The following is a 21,541-nucleotide window of genomic DNA, read 5'->3' as shown; positions in this document are numbered from 1 at the left end:
TCAGGCCTCCGCCGCGCGGCCCTTGAGGGCGATGATGCCCCGCGGCCGGAACTGGATGAACAGGATGATGAAGAGGATCATGTAGGTCTGCGCGGCCAGCGTGTTGGAGGGGTTCAGCCATTCGATGCCTTTCTGCAGCGTGCCGACGAGGGTTGCGCCCAGCAGGGTGCCCCAGATATTCCCGACGCCGCCGACGACCACGGTCATGAAGGATTGAACGATGTAGTCGGCGCCCATTTCCGAGGTCACCTTGGCGTAGAGCCCGATGGCGACTCCGGCGATCCCGGCGATCCCCGACCCGAAGCCGAAGGTCAGCATGTTGATCTTGTCGGGGTTGATCCCCATCGACGCCGCCATGCGCGGGTTCTGGGTCACGGCGCGCACCTCCAGTCCTAACCGGGTGCGGTTCATCACCAACAGGAACAACGCCAGGAACAGAAGCGCCAGGACGAATATTGCGATGCGGATGTAACTGATCGACACGATGTCGTTGATGACCAGTGATCCGTCGAGCCAAGCGGGCGAGGTCAGCGGACGCGCCTGGGTGCCGAAGATGTTCTTGGCGATCTGCTGGAGCGCGATCGAGATACCGAACGTGGCCAGAAGGGTCTCGAGCGGGCGGTGGTAGAGATGTCGGATCACCAACCGCTCCATCGCGACGCCGGCGGTGAAGGTCACGGCGAAGGCGAGCGGCAGGGCCAACAGGATCGAGAGCGTATAGTCGGGTACGATCTGTTGAACGAGGAACCCAGTATAAGCGCCCATCATGATGAATTCGCCATGCGCCATGTTGATGACGCCCATGACGCCGAAGGTGATGGCAAGGCCTATGGCGGCGAGGAAATAGATCGAACCAAGAGATATCGCGTCCAGTCCGAGGTCCAACGCCTGGTTCAACCCGACCTTGGCCTCGATGCCCGACAGCACGTCCTGCGCGGCGAGCGCGACGGCGGGCGGCGCCCCGACGAAACGTTCGAAAAAGACATGGGTCGCGAGCGCCGCATTGGTTTCCGCCTCGGTCGCGACAGGTTCGACCACGCCCTGATCGGCCAAGGCTGCATAGGCCATGTCGCGGGCAGCCTCGTCGTCGAGACTGGCGACCTGCACGCCGGCCACGGCGCCGGCGTCGATATTTGCCACAAGTGCGGCGCGTTTGGCGGCGCGGTCGATCTTCGGCTTGGCCAGACCGACCTCTACCAGGTGCGCGTAGGCGAGATCGCGCGGCAGGTCGTCATCGCCCGGTTTCAGAACGCGGGCTATATCCGGAGCGTCGGGCAGGGCTTCAGCGGCATCGAGCCGCGTGGCCACCAGCGGGTTGAGCGCGGCCCGCACATCGACCCCCAGATCACCGTCAAAGCTCTCGATGGCGGCGATTCGCTCGGCGTCGGTCTGTCCGAAACGGATGGTCAGCAGGCGTTCAAGGCGCATCTTGCGGGCAAGAATGGTTTGGTCCGCCTCCCCGTCGAGACTGCGGCGCAGGGCTTCCAGATGGGAGGCCTCGGGATCGCGCTCTATCGCGTCGAGACCACGGGCGCGGTTCACCGGGTCAGGGTCGCTCAACTGGAATTGGACAAGCGCTGCCCCAATCAGGCCCCTGATGCCAGAGTTCGGTTTGAGCTGCTCATAGCCGTTGTCTGCCACGGTGCCGATCTCGGACCCATCCGCGACATCGAAGATCCGGATCGTGTCGCGGTCGATCTCTTCGGCGAAGACGAAGAGGCCGCTACCTTGGTTCAGCCACATCTCCTTGGCCTGCCAGCGGTTCAGCACGTCGCGCACCTCGGGCAAGCCGCTTGCGGCCAGCGCATCGATGGCGGGTCCGATCGTGCGGCGGGAACTTTCGGATATGACCTCTCGGTGCTCCTGCAGCAGGCGCTGAATCGGTGCGTCGGCATCCTGCGTCAAGCCCGGTAGCGTGGCGAGGCAAAACAGGGCGGTCAAGAATAGTCTGATCGCGGCGGTCATGGACAGATCCCTTGCGGTCTGCGGAGGGCGCGATCCGCCCTCCGCCGTTCTTCTGCTCGTAATTACAGGTGATCAGTAGTTCGACTTGATCTGCACGCAGGTCTCGGTCTGGGTGTTGTACATCCCGCAGCCGAGGTCTTTCCAATCCGAGGTCAGAACCGCGGACTCTGGCAAGAAGTCGGTCCAGGCGTCGCCCGGGACTTCCTCGGTCTGGCTGATGATGTCGAACTGCCCGTCGTCCTGGATCTCGCCGATCAGGACCGGTTTCGCCAGGTGATGGTTCGGCAGCATGACGGCGGTGCCGCCGGTCAGGTTCGGGAACTCCTGTCCATACATCGCGCTCCTCACCGCATCGACATCGGTGGTCCCGGCATCGCCGACGGCGTTCACCCACATGTTGAAGCCGATGTAATGCGCTTCCATCGGGTCGTTGGTTACACGGTCGTCGCCCATCCGAGCCTTCCATGCGCTGACCCAAGCCTCGTTGGCTTCGGTGTCGGCGGATTGGAAGTAGTTCCACGCGGCCAGGTGCCCGACGAGGTTCGAGGTGTCGAGACCGGACAGCTCTTCTTCCCCGACGGAGAAGGCGACCACCGGAATGTCGTCGGCGGAGATTCCGGCGGCGGCAAGTTCCTTGTAGAACCCCACGTTCGCATCGCCATTGATCGTCGAGATCACGCCGACCTTCTTGCCGTCGGCACCAAGGGCCACAACGTCCGCCACGATCTTGGACCAGTCGGAATGTCCGAAGGGCGTGTAGTTCACGAAAATATCCTCGGCCGGGATGCCCTTTTGCTGCAGATAGCTTTCGAGGATGTTGTTCGTGGTGCGCGGATATACATAGTCGGTGCCCAGCAGGGCGAATTTCTCGACGCCAAGTTCCTCGAGGAAGTAATCCGTCGCTGGGATCGCCTGCTGGTTTGGCGCGGCGCCGGTGTAGAACACGTTCTTGGAGCTTTCCTCGCCCTCGTACTGAACCGGGTAGAACAGCAGCCCGTTAAGTTCCTCGATCACTGGCAGCACCGACTTGCGGCTGACGCTGGTCCAGTTGCCGAAGATCACATCGACGTCGTGCACGGTCAGCAGTTCGCGCGCCTTTTCGGCGAAGAGCGGCCAGTCCGAGGCCGGGTCGACGACAACGGCCTCGAGTTCGCAGCCCAAGACGCCGCCGGCGGCGTTCTGCTGCTCGACCAGCATCTCCATCGTATCCTTGAGTGTGGTTTCAGAGATCGCCATCGTACCCGACAGAGAGTGCAGGATGCCGACCTTGATCGGGCATACCGCATCCTGCGCAACGGCAGGGAGGGCGGCCACGGTGCAGAACGCGGCCACGGTGGACATCAGGGAAAGTTTCTTGGACATCGCAGGTTTCCTTCGTGCGTGTCGCATGGAAGGACTTGCCTCAGGCGACGCATTTGCCCAGATGTCCCCCACGCAATCAAATTGCGGAGTGCGGTGGTGATTGGAGTGAACGGCCAGCACCATCGCACGCTTTGCGCCGACCGCTGTGGTCGGCCCGCTCATCTGCGCCGACCTCATGTGCCAGAGAAACCGACTTGGGCGAGTTCATCGCGCTGACCGGGATCAAACGACTATTTTTTTAGCGAAAAGTGCCGTGCTGCCCTGAAATCAGGCAGAAGTCCGGCGTGGATTATCGGTGCTGGGCCGGTTTCACCGACTCTGGTCTCTCGGGCCGGACGTTCTGCGATGCATGCCGCTCTCCGGCCGGGTTGCCGATCACCAGGTCGATGCAGAGCGCAATTCTCTGTTCTGCCAGTGCCTGAGCCGCGGCGGCATGCCGTTCATCCCTGCCAAAGGTCGCGTGGTTCAGCAACGCGGCATGTGCGTATTTTGCCTCAAGGCGCAGAGCCATCAACTGAACGTCGCTGTCTTCGGTCGTGACTGCGTCAAGAACCTCGATCATCCGCGCACGCAGGGCCTTGGTTTGGTCGGCGCGCGGGTCGCTGAGAAGCCACTGGTGTTCCATCTGGGCGGACAGACGGCCGGTACAGGCGGCAAATCGGTCCGCCCAAGTCTCGCCCGACCACGCAGGTCCGGCGACGGACGCAATCAAAAGGGCCAAGCATGGAAGAGTTTTCATTTCGCCCATGAAGCCAGCATGTCGCATATGTGTTAAGCAATCAATGCGCGCATGCGACCCTCCCGGGACCGTCGTGACGGGCTTCCCGACTGTCTGAGAAGCGAGAAGCTCGAATAAAAACCGTGAGAAAATCAACGCTTGGTTGCACAAACCGGTCGAAACCGCATTAATAAGGCAGAATCCCCTCGTTCAAATTTCGGGAAATGAGGACATTGCCGATGAAGCGTTCTTTCAAGACCTTTCCGACCGCAGCACTCGCGGGCTTGGTGCTTTTCGCCGCGCCAAACGTGGATGCACAGCAACAAGACCCTGCGCAGGTTCAGGATCCCGCCGCCCTGTCGGAACAAGCGGCCTCGTTTCGCCGAATCATCGCGGTTCTCGAGGACGACATCGCCGCTTTGGAAGGCGACATCGCTGCGGTTCGGGCTGAACGCGATGTCGAGCAGCAAAGGCTGACCCAGCTACGCGAGCAGGCGGCCGAGGCTGAGAAACAGCTCGAAGCCACGCGGCAGGCTTTGGCCGAGTCCACGGCGGTACAGGACGAGCAGGCCGATACCCGGGCCGCCGTGCTGGAGCAAGCCGAAGCGGAGAAGGTGGCGATCGAAGCGGACCTGGCCGATCTGCAAGCCCGCAAGTCCGAATTGCAAGCCGAAATCGAGACGGCGCAGACCGAGCTCGACAGCTTGACGGAACGCGCCGAGGCCGCGCGCGCAGCTGGCGAAAGCAGCGCAGAATCGGAGGAGGATCAGGCGGTGACAGCCGAAGCGCTCGAAACCGCGAGGGCGGAGGTCGCCGCTGCGACAGCCGAACTGGAAACCACGCGTGCCGCAGTTGCCGAGGCACAGGAAGCGCGTCAAACTGCGGAAACCGATTTGGCCGCGGTCCAGGAAGAGCTGAGCACCGCACGGGAAAGCCTCGCGTCGGTGCAGGCGGAACTCGCCGAGTTCGCCGACCGGCGGGGCGAGGCCGAAACCGCGCTGCAGAGGGCACAAAACGCGGCGGAGGAGGCGCAGGCCACGGTGATGCGGCTTCAGGCGGAAGCCGACACCCTGCAAACCAATCTCGCCCAGTTGACCGAGCAATCCGAAAGCAAGAGACAGGAGGTCGTGCGTGCCGAGGCGGATCTGGCCGATCTTGCCACCCGACGGGAGGAGATGGAATCTGCCATAGATGACGCCGAAACGCAGCTGGCCGAGCGCGAAGCCGCATTGGAACGCTTGGCGGCGGAAGAAGACGCTTTGAGCGAACGGGTCAATCAGCAAACGTCAGAGGCTGAGGCGCAGGCGGACCGGATCGAGACTGCCAAGGCCGAAGCCGAAGAAATCGAGAGTACGCTGGCTGCGCGCACTGCGGAGTTGAGCGCTCTGACCGATCAGCTCGAAAAAGCGCGGGCCGACATTAATGCGGCCGAAGCAGACCGCGCCGAGCGGATCGCGGCAACGGAGACCCGGCAGTCCGATCTTCAAACCGCGATCCAAGTCGCCGAGGAGCGGAAGGCGGATCTTGAGGCGGACCTGATCGAGCTGCAGCGCCAATCAGACACCCGGCGCGCAGAGGTCGAGGCGCAGGCCGCCAAGGGACAGGAGCAGCTTGCCGCTCTGCGCGACGAAACCGAACAGCTGACCGCCTCGCTTGAAACTCTGAAATCCGAGACGCAAGCACAGGAGCAGAGTCTTGCAGACTCACGCGACGCTGCGGCCGATCTTTCCCAGCAGATCGACGCCGATCGCGCTGCCCTGGAGGAACTGGAGAGCCGCCGCTCCGTGGCCGAGGCAGCAATCGCCGCGCTCGAGCAGGCGCGCGCTCAGCGTGAGGATCAGCTTGCTGCACTGGATCGGCAGATCGAGGCGGCCCGCGCTTCGGAGCCGACGGCAGCGGCCCAGCCCGCCGCCGTCGTGGCGCCCGTGCCTGCGGCCGACCGCGTGCCGCGTCTGGCCGCGCAGGTTGACGCCGCGCTGCGTCTCGCACCGGGGCTGCCGGATCCGGGCAGCGCCAGTTGGCAGGCCCTGCGCGGCCGGCTTGTGGACGGTGATTGCCCGATCGACGCCCTGCAGGCCACGTTCGGCGTGATCAACCGGCAGACTCTGGTATCGCTGGTGCGGTCGTTGGGCGCATGCTGAACAGGTTTTCGGGAACCCAAGGGGAGAGAAACTCATGAAACCCAGTATTGGAATGGTTATTTGGCTCCTCGTGGCCACGCTGGGCCTGGCCGGCCTTGCCGTGCCGGCGAACGCGCAGGAGTTCGAGAAGAACATCCTGACCGGCGGTCCGAGCGGCACCTACATCCAGTTCGGCCGCAACATCAGCGAGGCGGCGGCCAAGTGCAACGTCACGTTGAATGTGCAGGAAAGCGCCGGCTCGCTCGAGAACTTCCTCGGTGTCCGCAAGAAAAGGTTCACCCAGCTTGGGATCGTTCAGTCGGACGTGCTTGAGTATCTCAACACCTTCGCCTCGGACGATCCGGCCATTGCGCGGGCGATTCTGGGCGTGCGCATCGCGTTCCCGCTCTACAATGAAGAGGTGCACATCCTGGCGCGACGGGACATCGCCACTCTGGCTGATCTGACCGGCAAGAAAGTCGCCATCGGAGTCGAGGACAGCGGTACTTTCCTGACGGCGTCGCTGGTGCTCGATTTGGCGCAGGTGGCACCGGCCGAACGCCTGAAGATCAATGCCGAGGAGTCCCTCGCGGCCCTGCTCGACGGGCAGATCGACGCGTTCTTCTATGTAGCCGGCGCTCCGACGAAGATCTTCCAGAATGATGCGATCGATGGCGCACGGTTCCATCTTTTGCCGATCGATGACCCGACGCTTCAGGCGGTCTATCAATCCGGGCAGATCCCGGCCGGGGCCTACCCGTTCCAACCCGATCCGGTAGACGTGGTGGCCGTGAAAGCCGTTCTCATGACCTATGAATACAGCCCCGCGCGCAATGCTTATCACCGCGAAAGCTGCCGCGCGGTGTCCGACATCGCCCATGTGATCACCAGCCGGTTCGACGATCTGCGCACCAATGGCCATCCGAAATGGCAACAGGTCGACCTGAACGATCTGCCACCGGGTTGGAACGTAAGTTCCTGTGTCAACGCGGGGATCGATCCGGCCTATGACCTGACCTGCGAGGGCGACGTGCCTGCCGCCGCGCCCCAGGCGAGCCCGGAAAGTGCGGCCAATTCGGCTTATCGTAGGCAGATCTGCGCGACCATCGGCTGCTGACCCCGCGACTACGCGCGGTCAACTTCCGGGCAGGATCACCGCGATCTCGCCCGGAAGCGGATGCGCGTCATCCACGCCTCGCGGCATTGCACGGCGAACCGGCAGATCGCCACCGATTGCCTCGGCCAACACGGTCGCAAGGCCAGCATCTGCCTCATAGGCGTATTCGACACCCGGCAATGCGGCAGGGGTTGTGTGTTCCGCAAGGGCGATTTCTGCTGCGGGAAAGGCCGTGCGCAGGCTGTTGGTATAGGTTTCCGCGTCGCTGCCTGACATGTGCAGGGTGATGTGCGGGATCAGGTCCAAGATGCCTCTCGCCGGACCTGTGGGCGCGACGGCGGATGCGCCGAGATCGTGCCAGGGCGACACCGCGTAGAGGCCGAGAGCGGGATCGGCTGCGATCACGCGCCATCTTGTGGCGTCGCCGATAAGCCCGGCACGGCTTGCCGAGAGTGTCTCCGCCGGCAGGCGTCTCACCTTTGACAGGTCAGAAGTGGCGAGTTCGACGATGTAGTGGGATGCGTCGGCCCCTTTGCCGCTGACCCAGACAAATTCTGCTCCACCCGTTTCCAACGGACCGCCGAGCAGCGGGACCGGTGCGGACAGAACGATCCCCTGGTCCGCTTCGGGAAGATCGGCCATGCGCCGCCTCGCGCTGCGCACATCCTCCGCCGCAACGGCATACCATGCCCGCGCCAGCGAGATGTCTCGATTGACGCCGTCTCCGGTTTCGAACAGCTGCCCGAGGTAATAGGCGGCGCGGGCTTCACCGCGCAACGCCGCACGCGCATAGTCGATCGCCGCCTGTCCGGGATCGGCCACGCCCGAGACCAGGGCGCTGTCCAACAGTTCAGCCCCGCTCGGATCGTCCAGTGGAACGATTTCGACGGGGTCAGGCAAAGCCACGGGCGGCGGCGTGATCGGCGCTGCAGCGGCCAGTTCGACCGGCGCCGCCGGGTCCGTTGCATTTGAGCGCGAAGTATCGCCGGGGCTGTTCTGGAGCATCAGGGCAAAGGCCGCGCCCACGGCCACCAAGACCAGCGCCGCGTCGAGAGTGTGATCGACCAGTGCGGCCGCGCGACCGACCCATCGGGTCGGGTCGTGGCTTTCGCGATCGACGGGTTCCGGTTCGAGGGGCGCCTCGCTCGATTCTTCCGGGAAGTCAGGTTCGACCTCATCAGCAACCAGGTCGACCATGGTGTCTTCCACCTCGGGCGCTTCGGGCTCCGCCTGCTCTGCCAAGGCAACGGGTTCAGCGGCTTCCTCCGGGCGGGCACGTGTGGCGGACATGGCGTCTTCCATGATCCTCGCCCGGTCCGGCTCCGTTTCGGTTTTCTCGGCCGCGGGAGAGGCCACCGGGTCGAGGCTCGCGTCCTCTGTGGTTTCCTCCAGCTTGGAAACGAGGCGAATTCGCTGACTGCCCTTCTGCGCCCTGGGCGCGCTGCGCAGTGGCACTGGCGGCGGTGGCGGTGTTTCCGTCGGAGTCAGTGCCGGGGGCGTTTCGGCCTCGGGCTGCAGCGGCAGATGCGCGATCATGCCGTTGGCCTGCGCCTCGGCGAGGAACTCGTCGACATAGGGAGCATCGATCGTGTCGACCCCGTCCCCGAAGGCCGTGACCAGCGCCAGTTCGCAGACCACGTTGATCATCCGGGGCACGCCGCCAGAAATCTCGTGGATGCGCGCCAGCGCGGCGTCGTTGAAGATTTCACGTGTCCCTCCGGCGACCTTGATCCGGTGGCGCACATAGCGCGCGGTGTCCTCCAGCGACATCGGGCCGAGGTGAAAGGCCGCGCCGACCCGCTGGGCGATCTGCCGATTCTGCGGTTCCATCAGGCGGTCGCGCAATTGCTGCTGTCCGACCAGGAACAGCATCAGGAGAGAATCCTTGCCCGAGTTGATATTGGTCAGCATCCGAAGCTGTTCCAGATCGGGATCCGAGACGTTCTGTGCCTCGTCCACGATCAGCACGCAGCGCCGACCGGCGGCGTATTCGTCGATCACGAAATCCTGAAAGCGGCGGAATTGCTCGACCTCGCTGCCGCCTGAGTCGACATCGTAGGCATTCAGGATCCACTGGTAGAGCCCGCCCATGCCGCTCCAGAAATTTGAGATCAGCCCGACCGTCGTATCGGTTGGCGCATCTTCGAGAAACTGCTGGATCAGCGTCGTCTTGCCCGTGCCGATGTCCCCGGTCACGACCGTGATCGGCACGGTCTGTTCGATGCCGAAGGCGATGATGCTTGCGGCGCGGCGATGGTCCTTGTTCCAGTAGATGAACTCGGGATCCGGCGTGATCTTGAAGGGCAGCTTCGTCAGACCGAAAAACGATTCATACATCTGGCTCGTCCATCCGGGTCATTATTCCTGCCGAAACCCCTCTGTCCCCCGACGCCCCGATTGCGACGATGTCGGAGCAATGTCGCGACCGCTAACTTTGGCACGGTCGAGAATACTCGCTGTCATTGTGACATCAGGTCATCATTTTTCAAGCGCGGGCTTATCCGAGATCAGCGTTGGCAAATCATCAGCCGCTACCTACTCTTGGCCGTCCAGTCCGCTGCAATCGAGCGGTGTGGCGAAAGGAGCAATGATGACCCCCGAATTGATGTGCCTCGGCGAGCCCCTCATGGAATTCAACCAGCAGCCCGACGGCAGCTATCGGCCGGGCCACGGCGGCGACACCTCGAACTGCGCCATTGCGGCTGCCAGGCAGGGCGCGCGCGTCGGGTATCTGACGCGCCTGGGTGCAGATGTGTTCGGCGACGGCTTCATGGATCTTTGGAGTGTGGAGGGTGTCGATACAACGACCGTCCGGCGCGATAAAAAGGCGCGGACCGGCATCTATTTCGTGACCCATGGAGCGGAGGGCCACGTGTTCAGCTACTATCGCGCCGGATCCGCCAGCAGCCTGATGACGCCAGATGACCTGCCAGTGGATGCGCTCCGGGCTACCAAGATCCTGCATGTGTCGGGGATCAGCCAGGCGATTTCGCAGTCGGCTGCCGATACCGTCTTTGCCGCGATCGACGTGGTGCGCGAGGCCGGTGGCCGGGTCTCCTACGATCCCAATCTCAGGCTCGCGCTCTGGCCGCTCGACCGGGCGCGTGCCGTGATACACGGAGCGATGGCGCGATGCGACATCGCTCTGCCGGGCATCGATGATGCGATGCAGTTGACCGGGCTCAACGATCCGGACCGGATCGTCGATTTCTACCTCTCGCTCGGCACCGGGATCGTCGCTCTGACGCTGGGCTCGGATGGCGCGCTGGTGGCGACGCCGGACACCCGCCACCGCATTCCGGGCCGGAAGGTGGACGCTGTGGATGCCACGGGCGCCGGTGATACGTTCGACGGCGCCTTTCTGGCGCGTCTTCTCGCGGGAAATGACCCGTTCGAGGCGGCCCACTACGCCAACGTCGCCGCAGCCCTATCGACACAAGGCTTCGGGGCGGTCGCACCCATGCCCCGAGCTGCCGATGTGGAGGGCGTGATGTGTCCAAGATGAGCCGGGCTCGCGCACAGTGTTCAGTCCCGGCATTTGGTGGATCGGATTTAGGATGAATCGATCTGGTTCTGAAGTCCAGGTCCTGCAGGTGTATTCGTAAGGCGTAAGTCCGCTGAGGGTCTTGAGCCTGCGGGCGAAGTTGTAGGCTGCGATGAAGTCGGCAAGATGTGTTCGCAAGGGTGGCACCAGACGATGAAGACCCAGGTGCTGCTGGAAAACTACGACCTGCCCGGCGACCTGGAACGACAGAATGGCATCCTCGCCGACCAGTACAACAATCATCGCTACCACGCGAGCCTGAGCCTCCGATACAAAAACGACCCGAAAAGTCTGAAAAAACCTGATGATGGGCACTGTAAAACGCCGTCAGTTAGGGCGTCGGATCGCTATCAGCTGTAGGTTGATCAAGATCATCGACCCCGAAGGAATGACTGCTCGCCTCGTGTGAACCGGATGGACAACTGCTGGCTGGCTGGCGAACAGTTCAACGCTGAGGCTTAGTTTTCGAGAGCCTTCAGGCTTTGGACGTCAGCGCCAGCAGTGAGCGGAACTCTTCGCTCAGATCCTGTACCGAGCGCGGCTCGTCCACGAGTTGGCGTTCGAGCAGATGCCGGAAGACGCCGTCCACGGCCCCATAGAGCACGGGAACAGGCAGCGTATCCGTGCCGTCTCCCGCGATCCGCGCGACCAGCTCCATGAGCGATGCTTCGATCTCTGCCACAACGGGTTGAAAGACCGGGTCGAACAGTGCCTGATTTCGGATGTCATACCAAAGCCGGTGCGTTTCCGCGTCCTCGACGATCGAGGCCGCAAGCCCTTCCGCGAAGGCCTGGAACAGGCTTTCGCGCGTTTCGAGCCCGGCAATTCTCGCACCGATATCTGCGGCGAACGCTTCCTTGTAGAGCCGTACGCAATAGATCAGCAGCTGCTCCTTGTTCTCGAAATAGTAGTGCAGCATCCCGAGCGAGAGCTCGGATTGCGCCGCGATGTCGCGCAGGGTGGTATTGGCGTAGCCATAGCGTTTCAGCGCCTCGATGGCGCTTGCGGCCAGCTCGCGTTTCTTCGCTTCACGCTTTGCCCCCTTGGTGGCGGCGCGCGCGGCGAGCTTTCCCATCGGCTTTTGATCGGTCATGGCCGCGCCAATACCTTCTTTCCTTCAACCCAGCAACGCGTTTACGAAGATCCGTGGCAGTTTCAACCAGCCTGGCTTGTACTGGAATCGGGTCAGCAAACGGCCGACCTTGTGCTGGCGGCGATTGGTCACGAACCAGGGCGGGCGCGGCAACAGCGTGAACCGCCCCGACAGGAGGTTGCGCGGGAAGGGACTCCAGGGCGCCTCGATCACGGTACGTTCCGTGCTGTCCAGCATGAAGCAGTTGTGCACGGTGCCGATGCCCGACTCCACGTTTTCAAGCGTTGCGCCGGCGAACCCGCCCCATGGGACCGGCGCCAGCAGGAAACCCAAGCCGGTCCAGGCGTTGATCGCGATGGTGCCGTAACGGAAGTCGGCGAGAATCTCCTCGAACCGCTTGCGCCCGATCTGCCGGATCGTGGTGGGGTGGATCAGGATGTTGCCGCCCAAGGTCCCATAGAGGTTGTCATTGGCCCAGGCGATGGCGTCGCGCAGGTAGCTTTCCGCGTTTTCAGCGTCGAGGTGCTTGACGCCGAGCGCAGGAGCGAAGACTTCCTGCTCCCTGAGCCATTCGGTATCGCCGCGCTCCATGTCGGCAACGTAACAGGGCGGAACGCCGGGACCGCGGGCAATTTTCTGTTCGCCTTCGGCATGTTCCGCGAATTCGGCCATGCGGGCCTCGGCCCCCGGATAGTAGGCTTCGCGCCGGGCATGTTCCGCCATCACGCGGCCGACTTCTTTCATCAACCGCTCGGTCCTGTCCCAGCCGCGCGGCAGGATCAGCGACTGAACCGCCACGCAGTTGAAGCCGGAATTGTGCAGCTTCTGCGTGGCGATATGTTCGGCCTGAAACCGGATATCGGCAGTCGACCACGGCCCCGGCACGACGATCGTCGGGCAGACTGCACCCAGCTCGGACGTGATTTGGCGGGGGTTCTTCGGCGTACCGGCCGCCTTGTTGCGCGCGCCCTCTTCGCCCGTTCCCCAGACGATGGCGTCGTGGGTGGCCCGCGCACCGGTGATGTGGATTTCCTCGACCAGCGGATGGGTGGTCAGGTAAGCTCCGGCTTCCCCGTCGCCTTTCACGATGCGCAGCGCGTCGCGGTCGATCAACGGCTTCAGCGCGGCGCGCAGATAGTCGGTCAGGTAGTCATTGACCGGGTTCATCTTCAGCATCACCACCTGGTTTTCCAGAAACAGCTTCTGGAACGCATCGAGCGGCGAGATCGCGGCGATGTTGCCCGCGCCAAGCACCAGCGCCACCTTGCCCACGCGTTTTTCCGGCCGGATGTCATAGGCGGTCGCGGCGTGGTTTTTCAGGTTGGCGGGTGTCACGCCGCGCTGCATCCAGATGTCGGCCTTGACCCCCGACAACAGGAGCCTGTCCCAGATCGAGTGCGGCATGACGCGCACCGCCGTCTGCCCGTTGGGCAATTCGCGGGTGGGCAGATGCTTGAGATAAGCCTTGCCGTCGATCTGCGACAGCGTGTGCATCAAACCGTTGCACATGCCCATCAACGCATAGGGGCCGCTGGTCCACTCCTCGCCCGCAAGCGGAGAGTCCGCGGCAAGGCGCTTCTTGCGCGCGGCGGTCGTGGCCCAGCCTTCGGCGACCGGCATCAGGGCATCCTTGACGGCCTGCAGCAGCGCGATCCGGTCCGCGACCGAGCAGCGTGCCCAATCGTGCTTGGCTGTTTCCAGCGCGTCCAGATCCGAGTCGTATGTCGCCTGCAGATCGGGCGTGAAATCACTTTGGTGTTTCATCTTACGCGTCCTCTTCCTGCATCAGGACATCTCCGAACTGTTCGCGCAGTTTGGCCTTGACGACTTTTCCTGTGCCGCCGACGGGCAGGGCGTCGACGAAGACGACCTTGTCGGGCACCTGCCAGCTGGCGACCTTGCCGTCGTAGAAGGCGAGCAGTTCGTCCTCGCTCGCCTCGGCGCCTTCGGCCTTCAGCACCACCAGCACCGGGCGCTCGTCCCATTTCGGGTGACGCGCGGCGATGGCGGCGGCGTTGGCGACGGCGGGGTGGCCGATGGCTATGTTCTCCAGCTCCACGGTCGAGATCCACTCGCCGCCCGACTTGATGATGTCCTTGGCGCGGTCGCGGATGATCATGTAGCCGTCGGCGTCGATCGTCGCCACGTCGCCGGTGTCGAACCAGCCGTCCATCGTCAGCGCGCTCTTGTCGGCCTTGAAGTAGGTGTCGACGATCCAGTGGCCCCGGATCTGCAATTCGCCCTGGGTCTTGCCGTCATGCGGCAGGACATGGCCGCTCTCGTCGACGATGCGCAGCTCGACACCGTAGGGCGGACGCCCCTGGCCCAGCCGGATTTCGGCTTGCGCGGCCGCGTCCAGGGATCCGTGCTTCTGCAGCAGCTGGTTCAGCGTGCCCAGCGGGCTGGTTTCGGTCATGCCCCAGGCGTGGATCAGCTCGACCCCGTACTTGTCGCGGAACGCCGGGATCATCGACGGCGGCAGGGCGGAACCGCCGACCACCGTGCGGGTCAGGCTCGCGGCCTTGCTGCCGGTCTTTTCCAGGGCGCCCAGAAGGCCCATCCAGATCGTCGGCACACCGAGCGCCAGGGTCACGGCTTCGCCGTCGATCAGCTTGACCAGGCTCTCGCCGTCGAGCCCCGGCCCCGGCAGGACCAGCTTGGCCCCGACGCCCGGCGCGATATAGGGAATGCCCCAGGCGTTGACGTGGAACATCGGCACCACGGGCATCACCGTGTCCTTGGCCGACAGCGCGATCCCGTCGGGCTGGTTGCCCGCCAGCGAGTGCAGCATGCAGGAGCGATGCGTGTAGAGCACGCCCTTGGGATTGCCCGTGGTCCCCGACGTGTAGCAGAGCGAGGAGGCGCGGGTTTCCTCGAATTGCGGCCAGTCGAAATCGGCATCGCCCTGCTCGAGCAGCTCGTCATAGAAGACCAGCCCGTCCAGCATCCTGGCCGCGTCCTCGTCGCGGGGACCCATCAGGACGAACTGTTTGACCGTCTTGAAATGTTCGCGCAGCTTCGCCACCGCGGGCAGGAAGGTCCGGTCGAAGAACAGGACCTGATCCTCGGCATGGTTGACGATGTAGATCAGCTGCTCGGGATGCAGGCGCGGATTGATCGTGTGACAGACCAGCCCGGCGCCGGCGACGCCGAAATAGATCTCCATGTGCCGGCGGTTGTTCCAGGCGATCGTCGCGCAACGGTCCTCGGCGGCGAGCCCCATCCTGGTGAGAGCCGACGCCAGCCGGCGCGCGTTGGCCTCCAGCGTCTTCCAGTCCGAGCGCTCGATCCCGCCCGTGGTCTCGACCGACACAACCTCGGTCGCACCATGATAGCGCGCCGCATGGGCAATCAGGTTCGACACCAGCAACGGCTGGTCCATCATCTTTCCAAGCATCTTCTTCCTCCTATTCGGCCGCAACAGCCGCTTCCGTTAAACCGCCAATCATCGCAGCGGCCTTTTCCGCGATCATGATCGTGGGCGCGTTGGTGTTTCCACCGATCAGTCGTGGCATGATCGAGGCATCGACCACGCGCAGCCCCTCCAGCCCGCGCACCCGCAGTTCCGGGTCGACCACGGCCATGTCGTCGGTGCCCATCTTGCAGGTGCCGACCGGGTGATAGATCGTGTCGGCGCGCGCGCGGATGTGCTTCTCCCACTCGGCATCGCTCATGCCGTCGGTCACGCCGAAAAGCTCCTTGTGGCGGTACTTGTTCATCGGTTCCTGCATCAGGATCTCACGGGTGATCTTCGCGCCGGCGATCATCGTTTTCAGGTCGCGATCATCCGACAGGAAGTTCGGGTCGATCCCGGGGTCGGCCATCGGGTCGCCCGATTGCAGGAAGACCTCGCCGCGCGAATATGGGCGCAGGGCGCAGACATGGCAGGAAAACCCGTAGCCGGGATGCAGTTTGCGCGCGTGGTCGTCGACGATGGAGATGACGAAATGCAGCTGAACGTCCGGCTTGCTCAGCGACGGATCGGTCTTGAGGAACCCCGCGCCCTCGGCGAACGGCGTGGCGATCATACCGGTGCCGTTCTTGCGCCAGGCGAAGATGTGCTTCAGCAGGTTGAACGTGCCCGTCGCGCCGATGCCGAAATTGTCGGTATCCTTCGATTTCCAGGCGAGAATGAAATCGAGGTGATCCTGAAGGTTCTGGCCCACGCCCGGCAACTCATGCACCATCTCGATGCCGTGGCGCGTGATGTCTTCGCTGCGGCCCACGCCAGACAGCTGCAGGAGCTGGGGCGATCCGAACGCCCCCCCGCACAGGATCACTTCGCGCTTCGCATGGACCTGCTTGCTTTCGCCTTTCTGCCGGTAGGCGACGCCCGTCGCGCGTTTGCCTTCGAACAGGACCCGCTCGGCGCGCACGTTCGTCAGAACCGTGAGGTTCGGGCGCTTGTCCATCACCGGATGCAGATAGGCTGCCGCGGCCGAACAACGTTCGCCATTGCGTTTCTTGTCGTGGAACTGCGTCACGGCATAAGGGCCGAAGCCTTCGTTGTCGCCGGAATTGAAGTCGTCGCTGCGGCGATACTGCAGGCGTGTCGCGGCCTCGACGAATGCCTCGGTGATCGGCCGGGGGCTTTTCTGACGGCTGACATGCAACGGGCCGTCCGCCCCGTGATGGTCGTTCTCACCTGTCTCGTTGTTCTCGGCGCGCTTGAAATAGGGCAGGACGCTGTCCCAATCCCAGCCATCGCAGCCCAGATCGGCCCATTGGTCGTAATCGTCGCGGTGTCCGCGCACATAGAGCATCGCGTTGATCGCGCTCGAGCCACCGAGGGCGCGCCCGCGCGGCTGATAGCCCGTGCGCCCGTTCAAGCCCGGTTGCGGGACCGTGTTGAAGGCCCAGTTGTTAATCTTTCCGTGCCCCGGCAGCATTGCCACCACGCCGGCCGGTGCGCGCACCAGAATGCCGTCACCCTTGCCGCCGGCTTCCAGCAGGCAGACGCTGGTATTCGGAGTCTCGCTCAGCCGTGCAGCCAGCGTGGCCCCTGCCGATCCGCCGCCGACAATGACGTAATCATAGGACATTTCGTGGTTCCTCCCTTGTCCAAGCTGCCCGGACACGTCCGGGTGATCGGCCGGGCGGCTTGGCCCGGCCGCTGATACGCTACTGGTTCCACACCGCGGCGAAGTCGTTCTTCATCGAGACGAGAAGAAAGTTGTCGCCGTCCGGCGCGGCTGCCGCGATCGCCGCTTCGGCCCCCCGGTCATAGGCGGCTTCGCGCGCGTCATCGTCATGATTGACCAGAACGGCCAGTTTCGGACCCGCGCCGGCAAGCGCATACTGGATCATCGGGAGGTCGCCGTCCGAATTTCCGACCACGATGGTCGGATGGATGCCGAGGCGGTTCACGATGTTCAGCACCTTGGTCGGGCCATCGTTGAAGTAAGCCAGGTTCGGCAACTGCTTCAGCGACACACCGCTATCATCGACGATCACCTCAGTCTCGAGAGCGGAGCCGATGATGCGCTGCGGCGGAACGCCATACGCGGTTTCCGCGAAACTGCGCAGGAAATCATTGGTACCACCGGACACGATGAAGATTTCAAAGCCGTTGTCGCGCAGGTATTCGACCATCTCGACCATCGGCGCATAGGTCGTGTCCTGGTAGGCGCGGCCCGCGCTGAGGTGCGGATCATCCAGGAAATCGGCCGCCCGCTGCGCGAATTCGGCATCGTCCAGCTCAGCATAGACGGCCGTCAGAGCGGTAATCGCGCCTTTCAGCCCGATCTCCTTGAGCGCGCCGAGCCCGTTTTCGAGGATTTGCGCGAATGGCTCCTGCTCTTGCCACTCGGGGTGGTTCGGCGCCAGGGCCTTGACCTGTTCGAACGCGAAGATGACCTCCGTATAGGTCGGTTTTTCGGTCCAGAGCGTGCCGTCATTGTCAAAGACGGCGATGCGATCCTCCGGGTCAAGGTAGGTTTCCGTTCCCTCCTGGGTGACGGACTCGACGAACGCGATGATGGCGTCGCGATTGTCGCCTTCAGACCAAGAGGGCAAAGCGTCACTCAGGGCCGGCACTGCCACCGAAGTCGCCATCACGGTCGCGATGACCCCGGCAAAAAAGTTAGTGTTCACGATTTTCCTCCACCCGTGTTTCCCGCTCACAGTGCTAACGACGGCCCACATTTCCTAGCCGTGGCGTCGTGGCGCTTTGAGCGATTCTATTGTTGTCGATGTCGACACAGATATACAAAACAAAAAAACTAGACAAATGTCCAGAATTTTTGAATACCTCGACTGACAACGCAGCGTCAGGCGAGTCGAGCCGGGGTTGTTGAACGCAATTTTTGGAAAGGAGACCATCACATGACATCCGAAACAAAGACTTCCGCCGCCCGCATGCAGGGTCCGTCGCGCCGCCACGTTCTGGGCGGCGCGCTGACCTCCGGCGCGGCACTCGCGCTTGGGGGCGCCGCCAAGGCACAGGGCAGCGACGTGCAGAACGTCGACGTCGTCGTGGTCGGCGCTGGGGCATCCGGTTGCTATGCCGCGCGCCAACTGAGCGCAGCCGGCCACAGCGTCGCCCTGCTCGAGGCCGACGACCGTGCCGGTGGCCGGCTGCGCCGCGGCGAGGTGAATGGCGAGCCCATCGATCTGGGTGGTCAGTGGTGGGGCCCCGGCCAAACCCTTCTCGACGAGATTACCCAGGAATTCGGCCTCACGCGGCTCAAACAGAACATCACCGGACGCAGCATAATCGACCTCGCCGGTCTGAAGTTCGAGTACGAAGGCGAAGTGCCGATGCTGCCCGATGCCGAAATGGCCGCCTTTGTCGAAGGCGTCGAGACTATCGAGACCTGGGCCGCGGAGATCGACCCGGAAGCGCCCTGGTCGCACCCGCGCGCCAAGGAATGGGATTCGATCACCTGCACCACCTGGATGGATCAGAATCTCGGTACCGCCTTCATCACCGCCTTTTTCAAGTTCGCGGTCAAGGGCGTCTGCGTCGTCGATCCCTCGCAGATCTCGATGCTGCAATTCCTGTTCTACTGCCGTTCGGGGCAAGGACTCACCGCGCTCATCTCGACCGACGGCGGCGCGCAGCAGGAGGTCGTCAAGGGCGGATTGTTCCAGGTGCCGCAACTGATGGCCGAAGCGCTGGGCGACAAGGTCCACCTGAGCAGCCCCGTGCGCAGCATCGAACAGGACGAGGACGGCGTGACCGTGACTGCCGCTACCGGAACCTGGCGCGCAAAGCGCGTGATCGTCGCCGTTCCTCCGGCCATGGCGCAGCGTATCCATTATGACCCGGCCTTGCCCGCCATGCGCGACGTTTACATGCAGCGTGCGCCGATGGGGGCCGTCATCAAGTGCTATGTCGCATATGATACGCCGTTCTGGCGCGACATGGGCTATACCGGGCAGGCGTTTTTCGAAGGTGATGCGAATGTGTTCTTCGAACATAGCCTCAACGATAGCGGCAAGTTCGCGCTCGTCGCCTTCATGGATGGAGAGGCCGTGCTGCGCTGGGCCGACCGGACGCAGGAGGAACGCCGCGACTTCGTCGTCAGCGAGATCGTCCGCATCTTCGGCGACGCGGGCGCCAATCCGGTCGACTACACGGACAAGGCCTGGTCCGCGGACCCCTGGCGCCGCGGTGGTTATGGTACGCAACCGACGCCGGGTGCGTGGACCGTGGCCGGTGAAGCCTGGAACCGTCCGGTCGACCGTATTCACTGGGCCGGAAGCGACACGTCAGCCGTCTGGAACGGCTATGTCGAAGGCGCCTTGCAGGCCGGCCAGCGCGCGGCCGATGAAGTGATGGCCGAACTGTAGGTCCGAATGACCGATGGCGGCGCGGATCCGCGCTGCCATCGGCGTCTATTGAGCGGGCCGATCGAACCCGACTTCCTGCAGGCAAAAGATCCGCGCCCCAATAGCCCAAGGTGTCTTAACGCGTGACGAATCCGCTGGATCCATGGGAAGAAGATCGATCGTTCCAAAGGACCGCACACCATCGCCGTGGGCAAAGCGCCCGTCGGTTAGGTCCGGTATCGGGCCACCGTCAATCCGTCCATGTCGATCTCGGGCGGACGTCCCGTCACGATGTCGGCGACAACCCGCGACGATCCGCAGGCCATGGTCCAGCCGAGCGTGCCATGCCCCGTGTTCAGGAACAGGTTTGGATACCGTGTCGGTCCGATCACCGGGGTGCCATCGGGGGTCATTGGGCGAAGTCCGGTCCAGCCCTCGGCCTTCGAAAGGTCGCCGCCCTTGGGGAAGAGATCGTCGACCACGTGGCGCACGGTGTCCGTCGCGTGTGCACCGAGCCTTTTGTTGTAACCGATGATTTCAGCCTGCCCGGCGACACGGATGCGATCGCCGAGCCGCGTGATGGCCACCTTGTGCGTCTCGTCCATGATCGTCGATTGCGGCGCGGCCTCGTCATCGGCAACCGGGAGCGTGATCGAATATCCCTTGATCGGATAGATCGGAACCCGGATGTCGACCTGCTGCAGCAGGGTCGCGGCGTAGGGGCCGAGGCAGCAGACGAAGGCATCGGCCACTTCGGCGCCCCGGTCCGTGCGGACCGCCCTGATACGGCCGTCGGACACGGTCATCCCGTGGATCGTCTCGCCATAGCGGAAGCTGACACCAAGGGTCTCTGCCGTCTTGGCAAGGGCCTGCGTGAACCGGCGGCAGTCGCCGGTGCGGTCCGATGTCAGTCGCAACCCCCCAACGAACTTGTCCGCCACATGCGCCAGCCCCGGCTCGGCCCGGATGCAGCCGTCGCGATCCAGCAGTTCGAAGGGCGAGTCGAATTCGGCGAGCACCTCCTGATCCGCCTTGGACCCATCAACCTGTTTCTGGGTGCGGAACAGCTGCAGTGTGCCCCGTTCGCGCAGGTCGAAGTCGAACGAGACGTCGTTCATCAGTTCGGTGAGGGCATCGCGGCTGAAATTCGAGACACGCACCATGCGGGCCTTGTTGGTGCGGTAGGCGTCCTCGTTGCAATTCGCCAGCATCCGAAGCCCCCAGGCCCACATGGTCGGGCTGATCAGCGGCCAGATCGTCAGCGGGCGATGCCGCATGAACAGCCATTTCAGCGCCTTCTTCGGCACGCCCGGCGCCGCCCAGGGAGAAGTCATGCCATAACTCAACTCGCCTGCATTGGCGTAGCTTGTTTCCATGCCGGGTTCGCGCTGCCGATCGATGACTGTGACGTCGGCGCCCTGTTTGGCGAGGTAGTAGGCGGTCGTGACGCCGATGACGCCGGCGCCGAGCACGATCACTTTCATGGGTTCTGTCTCCGCGGAGGGCCTAGCAGGCCGCTGTGACGATGATCTCGACCTTCAACTCCGGTCGGGCAAGTCTGGCTTCTCCGCAAGCGCGGGCGGGAGCATGTCCCTCGGGCACCCAGGCGTCCCAGACCTCGTTCATCTCGGCGAAATCCGCCATGTCCGAAAGCCAGATCACCGCCTGCAGAATTCGGTCCGGCGCGGATCCGGCCTTGTTCAACAGGGCTTCGACCCGGGACAGACAGTCGCGGGTCTGGTCGGACACCGTGGCGCCGTCTCCGACCTGGCCGCAAAGGTAGGCGACTCCGTTGTGCTTGACGATCTTGCTCATCCGTTGACCGGTGTCGATCCGTTCGATCATGTCA

Annotated in this window: 15 protein-coding genes and 2 pseudogenes; 6 read left to right on the top strand and 11 right to left on the bottom strand. The window is 63.6% G+C overall.

Annotation, left to right across the window (positions count from 1 at the left end):
- Together urtB and urtA are read right to left on the bottom strand one after the other, a co-directional pair.
- On the bottom strand, nucleotides 1-1,965 hold the full coding sequence (gene urtB, locus JF290_RS12940; RefSeq protein ID WP_199025309.1) for an urea ABC transporter permease subunit UrtB: 1,965 nt from the start codon (nucleotides 1,963-1,965) through the stop codon (nucleotides 1-3).
- A gap of 72 nt (nucleotides 1,966-2,037) precedes the next feature.
- Nucleotides 2,038-3,327, bottom strand: coding sequence for an urea ABC transporter substrate-binding protein (gene urtA, locus JF290_RS12935; RefSeq protein ID WP_199025308.1), 1,290 nt, complete (start codon nucleotides 3,325-3,327; stop codon nucleotides 2,038-2,040).
- Nucleotides 3,328-3,676: 349 nt separating this feature from the next.
- Here urtA and JF290_RS12930 point away from each other — a divergent pair, with 349 nt between their 5' ends.
- The 3 genes from JF290_RS12930 to JF290_RS12920 all read left to right on the top strand — a co-directional run bounded on the left by JF290_RS12930 (nucleotide 3,677) and on the right by JF290_RS12920 (nucleotide 7,282).
- Entirely contained in the window at nucleotides 3,677-4,102 is a 426-nt protein-coding gene (locus JF290_RS12930; RefSeq protein ID WP_199025307.1) for a hypothetical protein, read from the top strand.
- Nucleotides 4,103-4,284: 182 nt separating this feature from the next.
- Nucleotides 4,285-6,186, top strand: a complete 1,902-nt coding sequence (locus tag JF290_RS12925) for a coiled-coil domain-containing protein (RefSeq protein ID WP_199025306.1) — start codon at nucleotides 4,285-4,287, stop codon at nucleotides 6,184-6,186.
- 52 nt (nucleotides 6,187-6,238) lie between these two features.
- Nucleotides 6,239-7,282, top strand: a complete 1,044-nt coding sequence (locus tag JF290_RS12920) for a TAXI family TRAP transporter solute-binding subunit (protein WP_199025305.1) — start codon at nucleotides 6,239-6,241, stop codon at nucleotides 7,280-7,282.
- Between the two features lie 18 nt (nucleotides 7,283-7,300).
- Here the strand turns inward: JF290_RS12920 and JF290_RS12915 are convergent, their stop codons facing one another.
- A complete protein-coding gene (locus tag JF290_RS12915) occupies nucleotides 7,301-9,619 on the bottom strand; it encodes an AAA family ATPase (RefSeq protein ID WP_199025304.1) in 2,319 nt (772 codons plus the stop codon).
- Between the two features lie 253 nt (nucleotides 9,620-9,872).
- Here JF290_RS12915 and JF290_RS12910 point away from each other — a divergent pair, with 253 nt between their 5' ends.
- Nucleotides 9,873-10,787, top strand: coding sequence for a sugar kinase (locus tag JF290_RS12910; protein ID WP_328701249.1), 915 nt, complete (start codon nucleotides 9,873-9,875; stop codon nucleotides 10,785-10,787).
- Here JF290_RS12910 and JF290_RS19555 read toward each other — a convergent pair.
- Nucleotides 10,710-10,964, bottom strand: a pseudogene (locus JF290_RS19555) (hypothetical protein); the annotation flags it as partial. The gene JF290_RS12910 and the pseudogene JF290_RS19555 overlap by 78 nt on opposite strands.
- Nucleotides 10,965-10,979: 15 nt before the next feature.
- Between JF290_RS19555 and JF290_RS12900 the strand changes: the two are divergent.
- Complete coding sequence (locus JF290_RS12900) at nucleotides 10,980-11,186, top strand: hypothetical protein (RefSeq protein WP_199025369.1); 207 nt, start codon at nucleotides 10,980-10,982, stop codon at nucleotides 11,184-11,186.
- Between the two features lie 115 nt (nucleotides 11,187-11,301).
- On the opposite strand, the gene JF290_RS12895 is transcribed toward JF290_RS12900, so the two are convergent.
- The 5 genes from JF290_RS12895 to JF290_RS12875 form a co-directional block, all read right to left on the bottom strand.
- Nucleotides 11,302-11,919 (bottom strand): TetR/AcrR family transcriptional regulator, encoded by a 618-nt coding sequence (locus JF290_RS12895; protein ID WP_199025302.1) that lies wholly within the window; start codon nucleotides 11,917-11,919, stop codon nucleotides 11,302-11,304.
- A 24-nt stretch (nucleotides 11,920-11,943) separates the two neighbouring features.
- Nucleotides 11,944-13,683, bottom strand: coding sequence for an aldehyde dehydrogenase family protein (locus JF290_RS12890; protein ID WP_199025301.1), 1,740 nt, complete (start codon nucleotides 13,681-13,683; stop codon nucleotides 11,944-11,946).
- Nucleotide 13,684: 1 nt separating this feature from the next.
- The gene (locus tag JF290_RS12885) at nucleotides 13,685-15,316 is read right to left on the bottom strand and encodes a long-chain-fatty-acid--CoA ligase (RefSeq protein ID WP_199025300.1); all 1,632 of its coding nucleotides are present in this window, start codon (nucleotides 15,314-15,316) and stop codon (nucleotides 13,685-13,687) included.
- Nucleotides 15,317-15,326: 10 nt separating this feature from the next.
- Complete coding sequence (locus tag JF290_RS12880; RefSeq protein ID WP_199025299.1) at nucleotides 15,327-16,961, bottom strand: GMC family oxidoreductase; 1,635 nt, start codon at nucleotides 16,959-16,961, stop codon at nucleotides 15,327-15,329.
- Nucleotides 16,962-17,040: 79 nt separating this feature from the next.
- Entirely contained in the window at nucleotides 17,041-18,012 is a 972-nt protein-coding gene (locus JF290_RS12875; RefSeq protein ID WP_199025298.1) for an HAD family hydrolase, read from the bottom strand.
- Between the two features lie 231 nt (nucleotides 18,013-18,243).
- On the opposite strand from JF290_RS12875, the gene JF290_RS12870 reads away from it, so the two are divergent.
- Complete coding sequence (locus tag JF290_RS12870; protein ID WP_199025297.1) at nucleotides 18,244-19,713, top strand: flavin monoamine oxidase family protein; 1,470 nt, start codon at nucleotides 18,244-18,246, stop codon at nucleotides 19,711-19,713.
- 206 nt (nucleotides 19,714-19,919) lie between these two features.
- On the opposite strand, the pseudogene JF290_RS12865 reads toward JF290_RS12870, so the two are convergent.
- Both JF290_RS12865 and JF290_RS12860 read right to left on the bottom strand, forming a co-directional pair.
- Nucleotides 19,920-21,182, bottom strand: a pseudogene (locus JF290_RS12865) (D-amino acid dehydrogenase); the annotation flags it as partial.
- A gap of 16 nt (nucleotides 21,183-21,198) precedes the next feature.
- Complete coding sequence (locus JF290_RS12860) at nucleotides 21,199-21,537, bottom strand: RidA family protein (RefSeq protein WP_199025295.1); 339 nt, start codon at nucleotides 21,535-21,537, stop codon at nucleotides 21,199-21,201.
- Nucleotides 21,538-21,541: the final 4 nt, after the last annotated feature.

The organism is Sedimentitalea arenosa (genome assembly GCF_016428585.1).
Classification (GTDB): Bacteria; Pseudomonadota; Alphaproteobacteria; order Rhodobacterales; family Rhodobacteraceae; genus Sedimentitalea; species Sedimentitalea arenosa.
Note: the sequence above shows the minus strand (reverse complement) of the source record. Positions and strands in the feature narration are given on the sequence as shown.

Excerpts from the sequence above, each read along its gene's own strand:
- urtB (WP_199025309.1), bottom strand. The coding sequence starts at position 1,965 with ATGACCGCCGCGATCAGACTATTCTTGACCGCCCTGTTTTGCCTCGCC.
- urtA (WP_199025308.1), bottom strand. The coding sequence starts at position 3,327 with ATGTCCAAGAAACTTTCCCTGATGTCCACCGTGGCCGCGTTCTGCACC.
- JF290_RS12930 (WP_199025307.1), top strand. The coding sequence starts at position 3,677 with ATGCCGCTCTCCGGCCGGGTTGCCGATCACCAGGTCGATGCAGAGCGC.
- JF290_RS12925 (WP_199025306.1), top strand. The coding sequence starts at position 4,285 with ATGAAGCGTTCTTTCAAGACCTTTCCGACCGCAGCACTCGCGGGCTTG.
- JF290_RS12920 (WP_199025305.1), top strand. The coding sequence starts at position 6,239 with ATGGTTATTTGGCTCCTCGTGGCCACGCTGGGCCTGGCCGGCCTTGCC.
- JF290_RS12915 (WP_199025304.1), bottom strand. The coding sequence starts at position 9,619 with ATGTATGAATCGTTTTTCGGTCTGACGAAGCTGCCCTTCAAGATCACG.
- JF290_RS12910 (WP_328701249.1), top strand. The coding sequence starts at position 9,873 with ATGACCCCCGAATTGATGTGCCTCGGCGAGCCCCTCATGGAATTCAAC.
- JF290_RS12900 (WP_199025369.1), top strand. The coding sequence starts at position 10,980 with ATGAAGACCCAGGTGCTGCTGGAAAACTACGACCTGCCCGGCGACCTG.
- JF290_RS12895 (WP_199025302.1), bottom strand. The coding sequence starts at position 11,919 with ATGACCGATCAAAAGCCGATGGGAAAGCTCGCCGCGCGCGCCGCCACC.
- JF290_RS12890 (WP_199025301.1), bottom strand. The coding sequence starts at position 13,683 with ATGAAACACCAAAGTGATTTCACGCCCGATCTGCAGGCGACATACGAC.
- JF290_RS12885 (WP_199025300.1), bottom strand. The coding sequence starts at position 15,316 with ATGCTTGGAAAGATGATGGACCAGCCGTTGCTGGTGTCGAACCTGATT.
- JF290_RS12880 (WP_199025299.1), bottom strand. The coding sequence starts at position 16,961 with ATGTCCTATGATTACGTCATTGTCGGCGGCGGATCGGCAGGGGCCACG.
- JF290_RS12870 (WP_199025297.1), top strand. The coding sequence starts at position 18,244 with ATGACATCCGAAACAAAGACTTCCGCCGCCCGCATGCAGGGTCCGTCG.
- JF290_RS12860 (WP_199025295.1), bottom strand. The coding sequence starts at position 21,537 with ATGATCGAACGGATCGACACCGGTCAACGGATGAGCAAGATCGTCAAG.